Origin of the sequence: Enterobacter sp. HK169 (genome assembly GCF_001719105.1) — a bacterium.
GTDB lineage: Bacteria > Pseudomonadota > Gammaproteobacteria > Enterobacterales > Enterobacteriaceae > Enterobacter > Enterobacter asburiae_B.
In genome coordinates, this window is record NZ_CP017087.1 from 3,497,047 (window position 1) to 3,513,916 (window position 16,870).

General features: G+C 60.3%; 16 protein-coding genes. 7 read left to right on the forward strand and 9 right to left on the reverse strand.

The features are described 5' to 3' along the window. Positions 1–217 precede the first annotated feature (217 nt). The gene (locus tag EnteroDNA1_RS22205; protein WP_073001057.1) at positions 218–691 is read left to right on the forward strand and encodes a SymE family type I addiction module toxin; all 474 of its coding nucleotides are present in this window, start codon (positions 218–220) and stop codon (positions 689–691) included. 79 nt (positions 692–770) lie between these two features. On the opposite strand, the gene EnteroDNA1_RS16630 is transcribed toward EnteroDNA1_RS22205, so the two are convergent. The 5 genes from EnteroDNA1_RS16630 to trpS form a co-directional block, all read right to left on the reverse strand. Continuing rightward, positions 771–1,142: a hypothetical protein gene (locus EnteroDNA1_RS16630; RefSeq protein WP_029739309.1), complete on the reverse strand. Its 372-nt coding sequence runs from the start codon at positions 1,140–1,142 to the stop codon at positions 771–773. Positions 1,143–1,257: 115 nt separating this feature from the next. Beyond that, on the reverse strand, positions 1,258–1,737 hold the full coding sequence (locus EnteroDNA1_RS16635; RefSeq protein ID WP_069303598.1) for an Hcp family type VI secretion system effector: 480 nt from the start codon (positions 1,735–1,737) through the stop codon (positions 1,258–1,260). 2 nt (positions 1,738–1,739) lie between these two features. Beyond that, a complete protein-coding gene (locus EnteroDNA1_RS16640; RefSeq protein WP_069303599.1) occupies positions 1,740–2,087 on the reverse strand; it encodes a hypothetical protein in 348 nt (115 codons plus the stop codon). After that, entirely contained in the window at positions 2,080–2,763 is a 684-nt protein-coding gene (locus EnteroDNA1_RS16645; RefSeq protein WP_069303600.1) for a hypothetical protein, read from the reverse strand. Before EnteroDNA1_RS16645 ends, EnteroDNA1_RS16640 begins: the two co-directional genes overlap by 8 nt. A gap of 185 nt (positions 2,764–2,948) precedes the next feature. Next, positions 2,949–3,950 carry a tryptophan--tRNA ligase gene (trpS, locus tag EnteroDNA1_RS16650; RefSeq protein ID WP_069303601.1) on the reverse strand — a complete coding sequence of 334 codons (1,002 nt, stop codon included), beginning with the start codon at positions 3,948–3,950 and terminating at the stop codon, positions 2,949–2,951. Positions 3,951–4,149: 199 nt separating this feature from the next. Between trpS and fosA the strand changes: the two genes are divergently transcribed. Then, on the forward strand, positions 4,150–4,575 hold the full coding sequence (gene fosA, locus EnteroDNA1_RS16655; protein ID WP_069303602.1) for a FosA/FosA2 family fosfomycin resistance glutathione transferase: 426 nt from the start codon (positions 4,150–4,152) through the stop codon (positions 4,573–4,575). Positions 4,576–4,682: 107 nt separating this feature from the next. Here fosA and EnteroDNA1_RS16660 read toward each other — a convergent pair whose 3' ends face one another. Genes EnteroDNA1_RS16660 through EnteroDNA1_RS16675 form a run of 4 tightly spaced genes read right to left on the reverse strand, consistent with a single transcriptional unit; the run spans position 4,683 to position 9,429 of the window. Further along, a complete protein-coding gene (locus EnteroDNA1_RS16660; protein WP_033144516.1) occupies positions 4,683–5,504 on the reverse strand; it encodes an alpha/beta fold hydrolase in 822 nt (273 codons plus the stop codon). 30 nt (positions 5,505–5,534) lie between these two features. Beyond that, positions 5,535–7,154: an MFS transporter gene (locus EnteroDNA1_RS16665; protein ID WP_069303603.1), complete on the reverse strand. Its 1,620-nt coding sequence runs from the start codon at positions 7,152–7,154 to the stop codon at positions 5,535–5,537. Then, positions 7,151–7,558, reverse strand: a complete 408-nt coding sequence (locus EnteroDNA1_RS16670; protein WP_069303604.1) for a DoxX family protein — start codon at positions 7,556–7,558, stop codon at positions 7,151–7,153. The genes EnteroDNA1_RS16665 and EnteroDNA1_RS16670 overlap by 4 nt, the downstream gene beginning before the upstream one ends. Continuing rightward, positions 7,558–9,429 (reverse strand): amidohydrolase, encoded by a 1,872-nt coding sequence (locus EnteroDNA1_RS16675; RefSeq protein ID WP_069303605.1) that lies wholly within the window; start codon positions 9,427–9,429, stop codon positions 7,558–7,560. Before EnteroDNA1_RS16675 ends, EnteroDNA1_RS16670 begins: the two co-directional genes overlap by 1 nt. A gap of 217 nt (positions 9,430–9,646) precedes the next feature. On the opposite strand from EnteroDNA1_RS16675, the gene EnteroDNA1_RS16680 reads away from it, so the two are divergent. The 5 genes from EnteroDNA1_RS16680 to EnteroDNA1_RS16700 all read left to right on the forward strand — a co-directional run bounded on the left by EnteroDNA1_RS16680 (position 9,647) and on the right by EnteroDNA1_RS16700 (position 16,869). Continuing rightward, positions 9,647–10,333, forward strand: coding sequence for a hydrolase (locus tag EnteroDNA1_RS16680; protein ID WP_008501349.1), 687 nt, complete (start codon positions 9,647–9,649; stop codon positions 10,331–10,333). A 61-nt stretch (positions 10,334–10,394) separates the two neighbouring features. Further along, positions 10,395–10,616 (forward strand): DUF1427 family protein, encoded by a 222-nt coding sequence (locus tag EnteroDNA1_RS16685; protein WP_069303606.1) that lies wholly within the window; start codon positions 10,395–10,397, stop codon positions 10,614–10,616. Further along, positions 10,613–10,873: a XapX domain-containing protein gene (locus tag EnteroDNA1_RS16690; RefSeq protein WP_010427264.1), complete on the forward strand. Its 261-nt coding sequence runs from the start codon at positions 10,613–10,615 to the stop codon at positions 10,871–10,873. The genes EnteroDNA1_RS16685 and EnteroDNA1_RS16690 overlap by 4 nt, the downstream gene beginning before the upstream one ends. Before the next feature lie 23 nt (positions 10,874–10,896). Further along, a complete protein-coding gene (locus tag EnteroDNA1_RS16695) occupies positions 10,897–11,277 on the forward strand; it encodes a response regulator transcription factor (RefSeq protein WP_033144522.1) in 381 nt (126 codons plus the stop codon). Positions 11,278–11,286: 9 nt separating this feature from the next. After that, positions 11,287–16,869 (forward strand): ATP-binding protein, encoded by a 5,583-nt coding sequence (locus EnteroDNA1_RS16700; protein WP_069303607.1) that lies wholly within the window; start codon positions 11,287–11,289, stop codon positions 16,867–16,869. The last annotated feature ends 1 nt before the right edge of the window (position 16,870 follow it).

Consider the following 16,870-nt stretch of genomic DNA (forward strand, 5'->3'; position numbering starts at 1 on the left):
TACCGTGCATAACATTATTTCCTGAACCTCCCTCGCAAATTCCAAATTTACCCCACCCCAAACCGCTGTATTTATATTCAGCCCTGTATAATGAGCATCAGAAATTACGCCGAAAGGCAAAAGAAGTACCACAGAGAATTTAACGAGGAATTCGCGATATGAAGGTGCTGCAACACCCCCATACCGCTAACCACAAACAACTATGAAGGAGTTGAAAATGGCTGCGACGAATTTTAAGCCAGAGTTTACTATTTGCAAAACAGAATCAGATGCTTTCACCGGCATGATTGAAAACCGCGAGCTGGTACGCAAAAACAGCGCCCGCCGTCTGCACGGCAACCCGCCTGATACCGCGCCCGTTCATCCCCGCGCAGAAACGCCGCAGGACAGTGCCGCCTGCTGCGAACTCTATGCACGCATAGACATGAAATATCTTCTGCTGGGCGGCGACTGGTTAACCCGTGCAGGCTTTATCAACGGCATGCCCGTAAAAATTCGCGCCATGAAAGACTGCATTGTGATTACGCCGCAGCATACAAGAGAATTATGGGGGTGCCTGGAAGGGATGAGCGTGGTGAATATCAATAAGCAGAAAGTCGCGCAGTGGTTAAAAACGTTTCCGGGAGCGCTAAATGATACCGGCGATATACCGGCTGTTAAGCGTGGAACAGGGCAGGCGATTTCGGAGTAACCGTGCTTCCCACCTCATGTAATCCTTGAAGCAATAAAACGATACGGGCATGTCATCCCATGCCCGTTTTAAGTAAAAATCAATCGTGCTTAACCTGCTCTTTCACCGCGTTAACCAGCGCAGCGTGAAGTTCACCCACAGTTAAATCACGTATAACAGGTTCGGGTATGCCACGTACCCAGCGCATAAACCGACAGATACCAAAAAAATCTATACCCTCACCCGTAAACAGATACTCGTTCTCAGCAAGAGAGAACGTTTTCATATAGCCATTTTCTTCCGTGGCAAGCTGAACACCAAAAGCTTCTTCGCAGTCTTCCAGTAGGTCTTCGCCATCGATACCGCAAATATGCAAATCGGCCTCAATCAACGTATTCCTATCGATAGGTTTACGATGCTCGCCTGAGGAGTTTCGAACAACCTCAATGACTTGTGAGAGAGTGGGTTCCATCATGATCCTCTCCTTTAATGCGGTGGAAATAATCTCCAGTGCTTCCCGGCGGTGCTCCGCTTGATCGGACCGACAAGCACAACGTTACCTCGGCCCGAGAATTTTTAAAGTAAGTTCAGGCTATCGCCATATGATTCCAGGCATCTCTGTAAACTATATTCCCGTCACAGTGTTTCCAGGTGATTGCCTCATATCTTAGCTCGATCGTCTCTGTATGTGTTCCTGTTCCAGAACCGGGGAACAGATTTGGCGTGATACCCGTGATTTTTACATTCTCCAGGATAATGTTGAAATATTCTCTCTCGATTCCTGCATCATCAATTTGATACATTTTGATCGTAGCCGATTTTAGCGTTTGGTTTTCACACAGTGCCTTGATGAGAATCGGTGTCGTTTTATCAAATTCTTTCTGAACGGCAATCGGTGTATGTACACGGGTACCTGTTAGTCGGCCTGTATTTCCACTCACAGGAATGGTGAGGTGATGAGCGACCGCCTTTAATTCAATAGCGCCTAACCTACCGGACACCATGGAACCTCCTGGGACTGGTGAGCCATTAGCATCGGTTAACCAAAGATATGCTGGATTTGACATGATTATTCCTCATCTATTTTTACAAAAGAAGGTAGGTGCAACATCGCCACGACCCATATGAACAAGCCAATAAGTTTCAGAGGCCATGGTTCAAGGACAGCTATACAAGCAAATGCACCTACGACGAGCAAAGGGCCTGATAATACATCAAGGATCCCACCAAAAATATATATCCTTCCTGGCAGGAATTTATTCATTACTAATGAAATAATGTAGGAGCTTATGGTAGTGATGCAAAAGGCGATTGTTTTATCATGCCAGGTTTCGAATTCAACCCAGCTAAGGGTATAGGCTAAAACTAAATATGAGCAAAGAAGCAGGTTTATAATTGGGATGATAAACTTATCCATACACACCTGCCATAGTGTGTGCATTTAGTTTTTCATTAACTTTCTTCATGATTTGATTAAATACAGGTTTCCCTTCTGAATAACCTGCATGGATAGCATCTACAAAGGGTTGGACGGCATCAGCGAACAGAAAATAAAATAGGTCATAGTCTCTGTGTCTCAGAAGTTCATATACCTCCGGTGCATCTGATTTGAGTCTGTCAGATGTTCTAATTGATCGTTCAGCCATCCCCCCAAACAAAAGGAGTGTGCTCAGTGCCGTGATTGGGTTGCCTTTCCCTTTAAAAACAACAAACGTAAAAGACGTTCTTTCAATAACATGCTTCGCGATAGTTGATGCGATAATATTTGTTGATATTCTACCTGCAATTGAAGTTATTATAGTTCTGTATAATTTATCTTGCTCCGCTTCAGTTAAATATCTATTGAATTCTTTAAATATGATTTTTACAGCGTTGACTATATTCTCATAATTCAAGATGTCGTTTTTTATGGCAGTGAACATTCGTATTCTTTGAGTTTTACGAGCATATCTTGTATCCGTGTCAAAGATACCATAAACCAGATATCCATAATCTAACGGTACAGATAGCCCTCCATTTATAAGCCCAGTAACTGTATCAGGAGAAGCGATTATGTTGCATAACCTTCGGGCTATATCTTCTACATCAGCCATAGTATCCCTTTAATTGTATTATAAAGGATAATATCAATGTGATATTTATGCGATTAAAGCAATTTATTTTATCTAAACGATAGATTAAGAATTATTAACGGCATTAATATTATCTAAATGAGATAATACGCGGCTTCATGCCTATCCCACGCACTCCACCGCTCAATCTCAATCAACTCACTTTATCAAAACACCGGCACCCCCAGCCCAACCTTCACCTCCCTCAACGTCGCCTGCGTCACCCCCTGCGCCCGTTCCGTCCCGCGCTTCAGCATCGCCATTAGCTCCCCCTTGTCTTGCATATACATCGCTCTCCGCTCCCGCATCGGCGCAATCAGCTCCAGCAGGCATGCCTCTAGCTCGTTCTTGCACGCCCGGTCGCCCAGCCCGCCCGCCTGATAGTGCGCCTTCATCGCCGCCACTTTCTCCTTGTCCGGATGAAACGCGTCGAGGTAGGTAAACACCACGTTCCCCTCAATCTGCCCCGGGTCGCTCACCTTCAGGTGGTTCGGGTCGGTGTACATGGCGCTCACCGCACGGTGAATGGTCTCTTCGCTGGCCGAAAGGTGCAGCGTGTTGCCCAGCGATTTCGACATCTTGGCGCTGCCGTCGATGCCGGGCAGGCGGCTGGTGTCGCTCAGCATCGCCTTACAGTGGCGCAGTACCGGGGCGGGCAGGAGGCTGTTCATCTTGTGCACAATCTCGTTGGTCTGCTCAATCATCGGCAGCTGGTCGTCGCCGACGGGCACGCACTCGGCCTTAAACGCGGTGATGTCCGCCGCTTGGCTGATGGGGTAGGCCATAAACCCGACCGGCAGCGAGCGGGCTAAACCCTTCTGCGCAATCTCGTTTTTCACCGTCGGGTTACGCTCCACGCGGGCGACGGTGACGATGTTCATATACAGCATCGTCAGCTCGGCGAGGGCGGGCAGGGCGGACTGCAGGCAGATCGTGGTGAGGTTCGGGTCGAGGCCGGCGGCGAGGTAGTCGGCCAGCACTTCGGGGATGTTGTCGCGAATTTTCTGCGGGTTGCTGCCGTTGTCGGTCAGCCCCTGCAGGTCGGCAATCAGCACAAACTGGCTGTGCGTCTGCTGGAGCGCCACGCGCTGGCGCAGCGATCCGACGAAGTGGCCGAGGTGCAGCGGGCCGGTTGGGCGGTCGCCGGTGAGGATGGTTGGTGCGTTCATAAAGACTCCTTAACGTTGTAATGCCGAAAGGGGTCTTAAATGTGAGAAAGCCGCCTTTCGGCGGCAATCTGAAAATGGGGAAAACTACTCCGTGCCGCCTTTAAGAAGGCAGCCACCAGCGGTTTACGGTGAGCACTGCGTGGTTTATGTTCATCTCTTTACCGTACCACGTCCGGCGCGAAAAACAAAAGGGCACGTCATGCTGCAATCACTCAACCACCTGACCCTCGCGGTCAGCGACCTGCAAAAAAGCGTCACCTTCTGGCACGAGCTGCTGGGGCTGACGCTGCACGCCCGCTGGAATACCGGGGCCTATCTCACCTGCGGCGAACTGTGGGTCTGCCTGTCGTACGACGAGGCGCGCCAGCACGTGCCGCCGCAGGAGAGCGACTACACCCACTACGCGTTTACCGTGGCGGAGGAGGATTTTGAACCGTTCTCGCACAGGCTCGAGCAGGCGGGCGTCACCGTCTGGAAGCAGAACAAAAGCGAGGGGGCGTCGTTTTACTTTCTCGACCCGGACGGGCACAAGCTGGAGCTGCACGTGGGTAGTCTCGCCGCGCGGCTGGCGGCGTGTCGCGAGAAGCCCTATGCGGGCATGGTGTTTACCTCAGAAGAGGCTTGAGGCGCGCACCTTCAGCCTGCAGGTCCTGTCTCAGCGATCACTGGCTACGTGCCGCTGGCGGAGCGAAAGCGCCGGGTGGCGGCTGCGCCTTACCCGGCCTGGAAAAATTACAGCGACTTCACAAACGCCAGCAGATCTTCGTTAAGCTGGTCCTGGTGGGTCAGCGCGAAGCCGTGCGGCGCGTTGTCGTACACCTTCAGCGTGGCGTTTTTGATCATCTCCGCCGCCAGCTTGCCGGTGCTTTCAAACGGCACGATCTGGTCGTTGCTGCCGTGGATCACCAGCGTCGGCACGTCGATTTTCGCCATATCCGGGCGGAAGTCGGTTTCGCCGAACGCGGTCACGCAGTCGATGGTGCCCTTCAAAGACGCCAGCAGGGCGATGTTCAGCGTCTGGGTCAGGGCACCGGCAGAGACGGTCTGCCCGGCGTTGATGCCGTAGAACGGCGTCGCGAAGTCGCTGATGAACTGGGCGCGATCTTTACGCAGTCCGTCGCGAATGCCGTCGAACACGCTCTGATCCACACCCTGCGGGAAGGAGTCGGATTTACCGAAGATCGGCGTCACCGCGCCCAGCAGTGCCAGACCGGCCACGCGCGCGCTGCCGTAGTTGTTGATGTAGCGGGTCACGTCGCCGCCGCCCATGGAGAAGCCCACCAGCGTCACGTCCTGCAGGTCCAGGGTGGTAATCAGGTCGTTGATGTCGGACGCAAAGGTGTCGTAGTCGTAGCCGTTCCACGGCTGATCCGAGCGGCCAAAGCCGCGGCGGTCAAAGGCGATGGCGCGGAAGCCGCGCTCCGCCAGGTAGTTCAGCTGGCTATCCCACATGTCGCCGTCCAGCGGCCAGCCGTGGCTGAAGAGAACCGGTTTGCCCGCGCCGCCGTCCTTGTAGTAAATCTGCGTGCCGTCTTTTGCCTTAAACGTTGCCATAGTGTGTTCCTGTGCAGGTGATGGTTAGGGTTATACCGGCGCGACCAGGTAGCGTATTGCCGGTGATGTTGTGCCCTGATGAAAAGCCAGAACGCGGCTCTGCAGCAGGAGGTCATTCATGGTGTGGCGCTCCTGCTGGCGCAGATGCTCGATCCACGAGCCCATCAGGAAGGTCTCGATAAACAGGCCAGGGCGCTCAATATCCTCGTATACCGCCCAGCTCATTGCCCCGGCGCGGCGGCGCACCCGGCGCAGCTCGTGTACGGCTTCCAGGAAGGCCCTGGTGTTCTGCGGGTCGATGATGTACTCGTGCGATACCAGCACCGGGCCGCGCTCGTTGGGCAGATCGATCTCCACGCCGTCCAGCGGCTGGCCGCTGAGGTCGAGGTTCAGGTCCGGATCTTTCCCCAGCTTCCAGCGAAACACGGTGGCGCTCGCCAGCACCATCCCCAGCGTGGCGACAACCAGCGAGGTCGGTGTGCCGAAGCGGGAGGCGATCTGCCCCCAGATGGCGCTGCCCGCGGTCATCGAGCCGAAGAACACCGTCAGGTAGACCGCCAGCGCGCGGGCCTTCACCCAGCGGGCGGCGCTGCGCTGCGCGCCGAGGTTCAGCGTTGAAAGCACCGCAATCCACGCGAAGCCGGTGAAGAACTCAAACAGGTTGAGCAGCCAGACGTGGCGCACGAACGCCAGCGCCAGCATGGTGAGAGCAAAGGTCAGGCTGGCGGCCACCATCAGGCGGTCGGCGTTCAGCCGCTGGCGCAGGCGCGGCAGCAGGATGGCCCCGGCAATCGCCCCCAGGCCAATGCACGCCAGCATCACGCCGTAGCCCGCCGGGCCTAAGCCCAGCTCGCGGCGCGCCACCAGCGGCAGCAGCGCCCAGCCCGCGCTGCCGAAAACGAAGAAGGCCACCGTGCGCACCAGCACGTTGCGCAGCACCGGGGCGGCATGCACGTAGCGAATCCCGGAGCGCACCGCGGAGAAGAAGTGCTCCGGCGGCAGACGCTGAATGGACGGCGCCGGACGCCAGCGCCACAGCACCCACGCCACGCCGACCACGGAGAGCGCATTGAGGGCAAACACCATCCACGGCCCGGCGAGCGACAGCAGGAAACCGCCCAGCGCGGGGCCTATCGCCCGGCTGATGTTCACCCCGAGCGAGTTGAGGGCCACGGCGGCGCCCAGCTCCGGCTTGCTCACCAGATCGGGCACCACGGCCTGGAACGGCGGCGAGCTCATCGCCGCGCCCACGCTCAGCAGAAACGTCGCCACCAGCAGAACGGCGGGGGTGACGTGTCCGGTGAAGGAGAGCACCGTCAGCCCGGCGGCGGCGATGAACACCCACAGCTGGGAGAAGAGCAGGTATTTACGTCGGTCGACGATGTCCGCCATCACCCCGGACGGCAGGGCGAAGAGGAACATCGGCAGGCTGCTGGCTGCCTGCACCAGCGCGATGTCCAGCGGGTCGGCGCTCAGGGTCAGCATGCTCCAGTTGATGCCGACGTCGCTCATCCATGAGCCGACGTTAGAGACCACCGTGGCGATCCACAGCATGCGGAACACCGGCTGGCTCAGCGGCTGCCAGGGCGAAACCGTCGATGCGGGCGTCGTCTCGACGTGTGCGTCGCGAACGTCGTTAACCTGGGTCATGCGAACCTCTCCGCTGCCTTACGCTGCAGCCGCCACTGGCCCGGCCCGGTGAGGGCGAGAGTGGTGAAGATAATCAGCAGCAGCCAGCCAAACTGCCCTTCGGCAATCGACCAGTTCGGGTGGACCACCAGCATCGCCACCAGCAGCACGGCGATAATCGGCAGGCACGCCAGGCGGGTGTACACGCCCGCAATGATAAACAGCGGGCAAATCACCTCGGCGACAATCGCCGGGATCAGGCTCGCCCAGGGCCCGAAGCCGAACGGATCTTCAATGCGCGTCAGCTCGTCGCTGAAGTGCAGCACCTTCGGCAGGCCGTGCACGTAGAGCAGCAGCAGGCTGCCGGTCAGGCGCAGGAAGAACAGCCCCAGGTCGACCCGGGGCAGAGCAAAGGTGTTTTTCATCAGAATGCAAAGCAGCTGCAGCCCAGCGCCCCCCAGAAAGCGTTATCGTCGGACACCGGCATCTCTGACGTGCGGGCGAAATCATGCTGGTGGCTGTGAACCCCGCACGGGCCGCTGCAGTGATGAACGGCGCTCATCCCGACGCGGGCTGCCTGCGGCGGCGCGCTGCGGTAGTGGCCCGGCACCTTGACCACCGGGGACCACTCGGGAAGGACCGGAATGGCCGGCGGCGCGAGCGGGCCAAAGCTGCCAGCGGCGTAAACGATGTCGCCGTTGACCACGGTGAGGACGGACTCGATGCCCTTGATCTCCTCTTCCGGCACGCGGAAGAAGTCTTTGCTGAGCACTGCCAGGTCGGCGAGCTGGCCGACCTTGATCTGCCCCTTCTGGTTCTGCTCGCTGGAGAACCACGCGCTGCCCTGGGTCCAGAGCATCAGGGCGGTATCGCGATCCAGACGGGCGCTATGGTCGTACATCTGCATCCCGCCGACGGTGCGGCCGGAGACCAGCCAGTAGAGCGCGGTCCACGGGTTGTAGCTCGCCACGCGGGTGGCGTCCGTCCCTAAGCCCACCGGCACGCCGGTCTCGAGCATTTTCGCCACCGGCGGCGTGTGGCGGGTGGCTTCGATGCCGTAGCGCTCGGCAAAGTACTCGCCCTGGAACGCCATGCGGTGCTGGACGGCAATGCCGCCGCCGAGCGCTTTGATGCGGTCGATGTTGGCCTGGGTAACGGTTTCCGCATGGTCGAAGAACCAGTGCAGGCCGTTGAACGGTATGTCGCGGTTCACCTTCTCGAAGACGTCCAGCATGCGGCTGATGGATTCGTTATAGGTGGCGTGCAGGCGGAACGGCCAGCGGTGCTCCACCAGATGGCGCACCACGCGCTCCAGCTCGTCCTCCATGCCCGGCGCGAGGTCCGGGCGCGGTTCGAGGAAGTCTTCAAAATCGGCGGCGGAGAAGACAAGCATCTCGCCCGCGCCGTTGTGGCGGAAGAAGTCGCTGCCCTGGCCCGGCGTGAGCATGTCGGTCCATTTTTCAAAGTCTTCCAGCTCGTGGCCCGGACGCTGGGTAAACAGGTTGTAGGCGATGCGGATGGTCATCTGCTTTTTCTCGTGCAGCTCGGCAATCACCTCGTAATCTTCCGGGTAGTTCTGGAAGCCGCCGCCCGCGTCGATGGCGCTGGTCAGCCCCAGACGGTTCAGCTCGCGCATGAACTGACGCGTGGAGTTGACCTGCTGCTCAAGCGGCAGCTTCGGCCCTTTAGCGAGCGTGGCGTAGAGGATCATGGCGTTCGGACGGGCAATCAGCATCCCGGTCGGGTTGCCGTTGGCATCGCGCTGGATCTCTCCGCCCGGCGGGTTTGGCGTGTCCTTGGTGTAGCCGACCACCTTCAGCGCGGCGCGGTTGAGCAGCGCGCGGTCGTACAGATGCAGGATGAAGACCGGGGTGTCCGGCGCGGCGTCGTTGATCTCGTCCAGGGTCGGCATCCGGCGCTCGGCAAACTGGAACTCGGTCCAGCCGCCCACCACGCGCACCCACTGAGGCGACGGCGTGCGCAGGGCCTGCTCTTTCAGCATCCGCAGGGCGTCGGCCAGCGACGGCACGCCTTCCCAGCGCAGCTCGAGGTTGTAGTTCAGCCCGCCGCGAATGAGGTGCAGGTGCGAGTCGTTCAGGCCGGGGATGGCGGTGTGGCCTTTTAAGTCGACCACCTTGGTGCCGTCGCAGTGGTGCTGCATCACCTCGGCGACGGTACCCACTTCCAGAAATTTTCCGTCGCGCACGGCAACGGCTTCCGCGACGGGGTTCTCGCGATCGACGGTGTGAAACTGGCCGTTAACCAGAATGAGATCGGCTTTACCGAGGGTAACCATACGTGCTCCTGACTGAGAGGGGAATGGTCAGGATTATGGGAACCGGTTTCGGCAAAGATCCAGTTATACAATAGGATAGGTATACCAAAGTATAACTATACCTAAGGTTAACTATACGAAGAGATAATTACGCGCAAAGACGGAAAACCGCAGGATGAGGGTGACTTTATCGTCGCGGCGCTCGCGGCGATTTCACCCTTAACCACTGGAAAATGCTATGACCTCTTCAAAGCTCGAAGTGTTAACCCCTGCGAACTGTCAGATCATCTTTATCGATCACCAGCCTCAGATGGCGTTTGGCGTGCAGTCTATTGACCGTCAGGTGCTGAAAAACAACACCGTGGCGCTGGCGAAAGCGGCTAAGGTGTTCAACATCCCGACCATCATCACCACCGTTGAGACCGAAAGCTTCTCCGGTAATACCTATCCGGAGCTGCTGGACGTGTTCCCGGGCCAGGACATCCTGGAGCGTACCTCCATGAACTCCTGGGACGACCAGAAGGTGCGCGACGCGCTGAAGGCTAACGGCAAGAAGAAGGTGGTGGTGGCCGGCCTGTGGACCGAAGTGTGCAACAACAGCTTTGCCCTGTGCGCGATGCTGGAAGGCGACTACGAAATTTATATGGTGGCGGACGCGTCAGGCGGCACCTCCAAAGAAGCCCACGACTACGCGATGCAGCGCATGATCCAGGCGGGCGTGATCCCGGTGACCTGGCAGCAGGTGATGCTGGAGTGGCAGCGCGACTGGGCGCGTAAAGAGACCTACACCGCGGTGATGGATATCGTGCGCGAGCACTCCGGCGCGTACGGCATGGGCGTGGATTACGCCTATACCATGGTGCACAAAGCGCCGTCTCGCCAGAAGAGCGAGCACCGCACCTTAGCGCCGGTCCCGGCTCGCTAAGTTCCGCTGGCGGGCTGGTCCCTCATCCGGCTCGCCGCTGCCTCTTTCTCTGGAGTTCACAATGAGTACTGGGCTGATATCCCTTGCCGCAGGCGTGTTGATTGGCCTGATGTATGCCGTGCTGAAGGTGCGCTCCCCCGCGCCGCCCGCGCTGGCGCTGATTGGCCTGCTGGGGATGCTGGCGGGCGAACAGGCGACGCGCCATCTGTTATCCCGCGACGCTGCGCCCCCTCCTCAGGTGACCGTTCCGCAGGCCAACTCGCAGACGGGAGCGTCGTCATGAAAGCATGGATAATTTCGCTGGTGTGCGGCGTGGTTGCTGGGGTAATTTACGCTCTGCTCGACGTCCATTCCCCGGCGCCGCCGGTTGTCGCCCTGCTTGGCCTGTTTGGCATGCTGGTGGGCGAACAGCTCATCCCGGTGGGACGGCGTTTACTGAGTCGCGAACCGCTTACCCTCGCCTGGTTTCGTCACGAATGCGTGCCGAAAATCAGCGGCACGGCGCCCCCTGCGCCCGCGAAGGACGATCGCGACGTTTAATGATTTGTGAGAGGAAAGAGAGCATGACGCTGCCGTGGCGCATTGCCATCATTGATGACGAACGATCCGTCCGCAGCGGGCTGAGTAATCTCCTGGAGTCGGAAGGCTATGCCGCCGATACGTTTGATTCGGCAGAGGTGTTTCTGAGCCATCCTTTCGCCCTGTCCGGCGCGGCGCTGGTGATCACCGACATCAAGCTGCGGGGCATGAGCGGCCTGGAGCTGTTTGAAAAGCTGCGGCTGCTGGCCGTACCGCCTCCGCCCGTGCTCTTTATCTCCGGTCATGCTGATGAAAATATGCAGCGGTACGCTCTTGATCTGGGCGCCGCTGCATTTTTGCGTAAGCCTATTAACATCGATATTCTGCTGGATCATATTCAGCGGGAGATGGCCCGCCGACAATAAGGATCGCGGATGAACGAACACGAGCAGCCTGCATTCTGGCCCGCCCAGGTGAATCTTCACCAGGGGCGGGTTTTTGTCCTTAAAGAGGATGTGATTTTTACCGTGCTGGCGCAGGAGGGCGGAATCGCCTGGATGCACGCGCGACATCCTCACTCCGGCGGCTCGTTCATTATCGCCACCGCGGTGAGCGACGAAGAGGAAGAGCGGGCCACCCGGCTGCTCAAAAACGAGTTTGCGCTGCGCGACGTGCTGCAGGACAGCTGGGCCATTCTCGCCGTTGCGTCAACGCAGTACCGGGGGCGCTTCGCGCTGGTGTATGCCCCGTTTTCGTTTGAACTGCTGGCGCGGCGCGCGGGCAGGGCGATCTCGGGCATCACGCGCTTTCTCGAGATGGCGATCCAGATTTGCGTTCCCCTGCGCCAGATGCATCTGCAAAACCTGATCCACGGCGATATCAAGCCCGGCAGTATTTTTGTTCATCACGACGGCACCTGCCGTCTGGGCAGCTTTGGCCTTTCCAGCAGTCTTTCCGATGCCATCACCCAGACCCGGCTTGCCGTTTCAGGGGGCACGCCTGCGTATATGTCGCCGGAGCACACCACCCGCACCCAGCGCCCCGTCGACGGCCGCAGCGATCTCTACAGCCTCGGCATGGTGCTGTATGAACTCCTGACCGGACGCCTGCCGTTTGAGCTGGGGGAGGACGATCGGGCCAACTGGGCGCACTACCATATTGCCTCCGCGCCGCTGGCTCCGGACGCGATCCGCCCGGACGTGCCGGGGATGCTGTCGACCATCATCCTGAAGCTGCTGGAAAAGCACCCCGATAACCGCTACCAGACGGTCGACGGGCTGATTGCCGACCTCCGCCGCTGCCAGGCGACGCTGACCTGCGAGGGCGAGATCGTCGCTTTTACCCCCGGCCAGCAGGACCGCACACCGGCGATCCATCTGGCGGACTCCCTCTTCGCGACGCATCCGCAGGCGAACGACGTTATTGCGGCGTTTGAGCGGGTGAGTCAGAACCTGGTGCCGGAGCTGGTGACGATCGGCGGGCCGTCGGGGATCGGCAAATCTTCGATCATCGCGACGGCGCTCAAAACGCTGCAGCAGCGTACGGTGCTGCTGGCGGTGGGCAAAGTCGACCAGTTTTCGCCGTCGCTGCCCTACGGCGTATTAAGCTCCGCGTTCCGCACCCTGACGCTGCACCTGCTGGGGCTGCCCGCAGACGAGGTGGCGAAGTGGAAAATCCGCCTGTCTCGCGCCCTGGAGGGGCACGAGGCGCTGGCCGTCAGCCTGGTGCCCGAGCTGGGCCTGCTGCTGGAGAGCAAGCCGCGCTTCTCGGCCGATACGTTTTCCATAGATGCCCGGGCGCGCTTCAGCCATATGGTGCTGGCGCTGGTAAAAACCTTTGCCTCGCAGGGCTGCCCGCTGGTGCTGGTGCTCGACGATCTCCAGTGGAGCGACGCCGCCAGCCTGCACACGCTCAAATATCTGCTGATGAACTGCGGCGCTGTTCCGCTGCTGGTGGTGGCGGCCCACCGGGATATCAGCGCCGTGCCCGACGCCGCCCTGCAGGCGCTGCTGGCGGGCCTGCCGGAGGCGGCGCAAAACGCGAGCGAGATTGTCCCGCAGGCGCTTTCCGTGAAAGCAGTGGCGCGCTGGCTGGCGACGGTATTTCGCACCCGCAGCGCGGCGACGACCGACCTCGCCACGCTGATCCACGAGAAGACGGGCGGCAACCCGCTCTTTGTGCACGAGTTTTTCCGCCGCATCGTGGATGACGGCCTGGTGGTGCACAACAAATATCAGGACAAGTGGCACTACGATCTGCAGGCGATCCGCGCCAGGCACTACACCGAAAACCTCGTCACCCTGGTGCTGGAGCAGCTTGAAGAGCTGCCCGACGAGACGCGCCGCCTGCTGGGCAGCATCGCCTGCCTCGGCGGCACGGGCGAGATGGAGATGATCTGCCGCGTGGTCGGCATGTCGATGGCGGAAATGCGCTATGCGCTGCACCCGGCGGTGATGGCCCAGCTCATCGTGCTGGCGGAAAAAAAGTACGCCTTCACCCACGACCGGGTGCAGGAGGCCGCCTTTGCGCTGCTGGATCGGCATGAGAGAAGCCATATTCACCTGACCACCGCCAGCCTGCTGGCCGACGCCGCGCGTCAGGCGGCGGGGAACGAGCTGCTGTTCCGCGCCGTTCACCACGTCACGGCCGCGCTGGACAGCATCCAGCCCGCCCCGCAGCGCGAGATGTTCCGCGAGCTGAGCCTTCTGGCCGCGCGACGCGCGAAGCGCTCGGGGGATTATCCTTCGGCGCTCGGCTATATCCAGACCGCCAGAGCACTGGGCAACGCCGGGACGGTGTCGGACTTTATGCTCGATATCGAAGAGGCGGGCTGCGAGTTTGCGCTGGGGCATCTGGAGCGCACCCGCGAGCTGTGTGACGCCATTCTCGGCTGCCCCGGCGGGCTGACCGAAAAGGCGCTGGCGGCCAACCTGCTGGTGGAGGTGTACATTCGCCAGTCGGACAGCCGTCTGGCGCTGGAGGCGGCACTCTGCTGGCTGGGGATTTTCGGGATCCAGATTAGCCGCTATCCGGAAGATGCCGACTGCGACGAGGCCTGGGCGCTGTTTTGCAACCGCACGGCCGACGCGCCGCAAACCCTGTTTGCCCAGCTGTCGCGGATGGATAACCCGGAAACCGAAGCGGTGATGAACCTGCTTTACAGCGCCAGCATTTGCGCCAGCTTCATCTGCCCGCGCCTGCACTTTTTGCTGCTCTGCCGCATGATGCACCTGACTCTCGACCACGGCATTACCGGCGCCTCCACCACGGCGATGGCCTGGTTTGGCGTGCTGATTGGCCACCGCTACGCCGAGTATCGCCTTGGGTTCCAGTACGGCACGCTGGCCCGCGAGCTGGTCAATCGCCACGGCTACGACGCGTTCGAAGCCAAAACCCTGCTGCCGCTCGACCAGCTCAGCGTCTGGACCCAGCCTTTATCGTTTACCATCGAGTGCGCGAAGGCCTGCTTCACCTCGGCGGTGACCCACGGGGATATGACGATGGCCTGCTTTGCGGCCTGCCACCAGGTGATTAACTTCCTCTCGCGGGGCGATCACCTGGACGGGGTGCTGACCAGCATCGATCGCGGCCTGGCGTTCGTGCGTAAAACCCACTTCCAGGACGTGGAAACCATTTTGATGGTCCAGCGCGGCTACGTTGAGTTCCTGCGCACGCCGGTCATCGGCACCTGGACCGCGTCGCAGGTGCTGCCGGAGGCGCTGCTTCCCGCGTCGCCGGAGCAGGCGCCGGAGAAGAACTCCACCATGCTCTTCTGGTACTGGCTGTATCGCGGCATGGCGCACTTTACCTGCGGCGAATATGCCGACGCGCAGGCGGATCTCGAGATGGCGGGCTGGTACGCGTGGTCTGCGCCGGGCCACATCCATCTGCTGGATTACCATCTCTACAGCGCCCTGGCGCTCTCCCGTCAGCTGACGCCGGAGACCTTCTCGGCGAATCACCGCCGCAGCATTCACGCCCACTACGACAAAATCGCCCTCTGGGCGCGCGTTAATCCCGGCACGTTCGCGGATAAAGAGGCGCTGATTTACGCCGAAATCGTGCGTCTGGACGGAATGAACAGCATTGCGCTCGAGCAGTATGAGAAGGCGGTCCGGCTGTCCCGCGAGGGCGGGTTTAACCCGATCAACGCCCTGGCCCACGAGCTGGCGGGGCGCTTTGCGCTGGCCTGCGGCTACCCGACAGCGTCGGACGCGCACTTCCGCGGCTCGATTGCCGCCTGGGGCCGCGCGGGCGCGCAGGCCAAGGTGCGCCAGCTGGAGCAGGATTTCCCGCACCTGCTGGCCTCCGGGCAGGCCAGCGCCTACGACACGGTGGCGTTCGCCCAGAATGAGACCATCCGCGATCTGCAAAGCGTCATCAAAGCCTCCCGCGCGCTGTCGGAAGAGATTAACCTGGAGCGCTTAATCGAAAACCTGATGACCATCCTGCTCGAACGCGCCGGGGCGCAGCGCGGCCTGCTGCTGCGCGTGAGCGAGAGCCTCATCCCGGAGATTGAGGCCAGCGCCTGGACCAGCACCGAGGGCGTGCGGGTGCGGATCCTGAAAGACGTGCCGACGGCGACCGACCTGCCGCTGTCGGTGCTGGCGGCGGTGATCCGCACCGGGCAGGAGATCCGCACCGGCAGGCCGGAGGAGTTCCATCCCTTCAGCCAGGACCCTTATCTGGTGACCTCGGGGGCGGCGGTCATGTGCGTCCCGATGTTCAAACAGGCGCGGCTGGTAGGCGTGCTCTACCTCGAAAACCGCCTGATGCCGGAGGTCTTCACCGCCGAGCACTCGCGCGTGGTGAGCCTGCTGGGCGCGCAGGCCGCGGTATCCCTTGAGACGGCGCGGCTGTACGCCGAGCTGCTGGCGGAGAACATCCAGCGCCGACGGGTGGAGAAAGAGCTGCGATCCAGCCAGACCTCGCTGATGCTCGGCGAGCAGATCAGCCACACCGGCAGCTGGCGCTGGGAGCTGGAGCAGGATCTGATGTTTGTCTCGGAAGAGTACGCCCGCATTCTCGGCCTGCCCGGGCAGCAAAAGACGATCTCCATGGCGGAGTTTTTGACCTTCGTCCATGAGGACGATTACGCCCGCATCAGCGCCATCGTCACCCAAAGCGTGCGCGACGGGCTCTCCATGCGCGCGGAGTTTCGCGTTAAGCGTACCGACGGCTCAACGCGCTACATACTCGGGATTGGCGATCCGGTGGGCGTGGGCAGCGAGGTGAACGAGTATTACGGCATCATCACCGATATCACCGGCCAGCGCGCGGCGGAGGATGCCATGCGGGTCGCGCAGGCGGATCTGGCGCGGGTGTCCCGGGCCACCACCGTCGGGCAGCTGACCTCCTCCATCGCCCACGAGATCAACCAGCCGCTGATGTCGATCGTCTCGAACGCCGGGGCGAGCCTGCGCTGGCTCAACCGCGAGCCCGCCCGGCTGGATAAAGTGCGCGAAGGGCTGGAGGAGATCGCCGCGGAAGGCGCGCGGGCGGGGGAGATCATTCGCAGCATCCAGTCCCTGACGCGCAAGCAGGATCCCACCTTCTCGCGCATCGACATGCACTACCTGATCCACCATATCATCACGCTCTCCCGCAGCGAGCTGGAGCAGAGACACATTAGCGTTGATTATCTGTTACAGGCGCAGAACAGCTTTATCACCGGCGATAGCGTGCAGATCCAGCAGGTGCTGCTCAATCTGGTGATGAATGCGGTAGAGGCGATGGCCGAGGTGAAGGATCGCGCCAGCACCATAACCCTCAGCACCGCCAACGCGGACGGAAAAGTGATCGTCGAGATCGCCGATACCGGGAGCGGCATTGAGCCCGAGCGGCTGGAGCAGATTTTTGACTCGTTCTACTCCACCAAGGTGCAGGGGATGGGTATGGGGCTGACCATCAGCGCCAGCATCATTGAGCGCCACTGCGGGAAGCTGAGCGCGCGCCGCCGGGAGCCGTACGGCACGGTGTTTGCGTTTGCGCTGCCGCTGGCGGCGCAGGAAGGGTAAA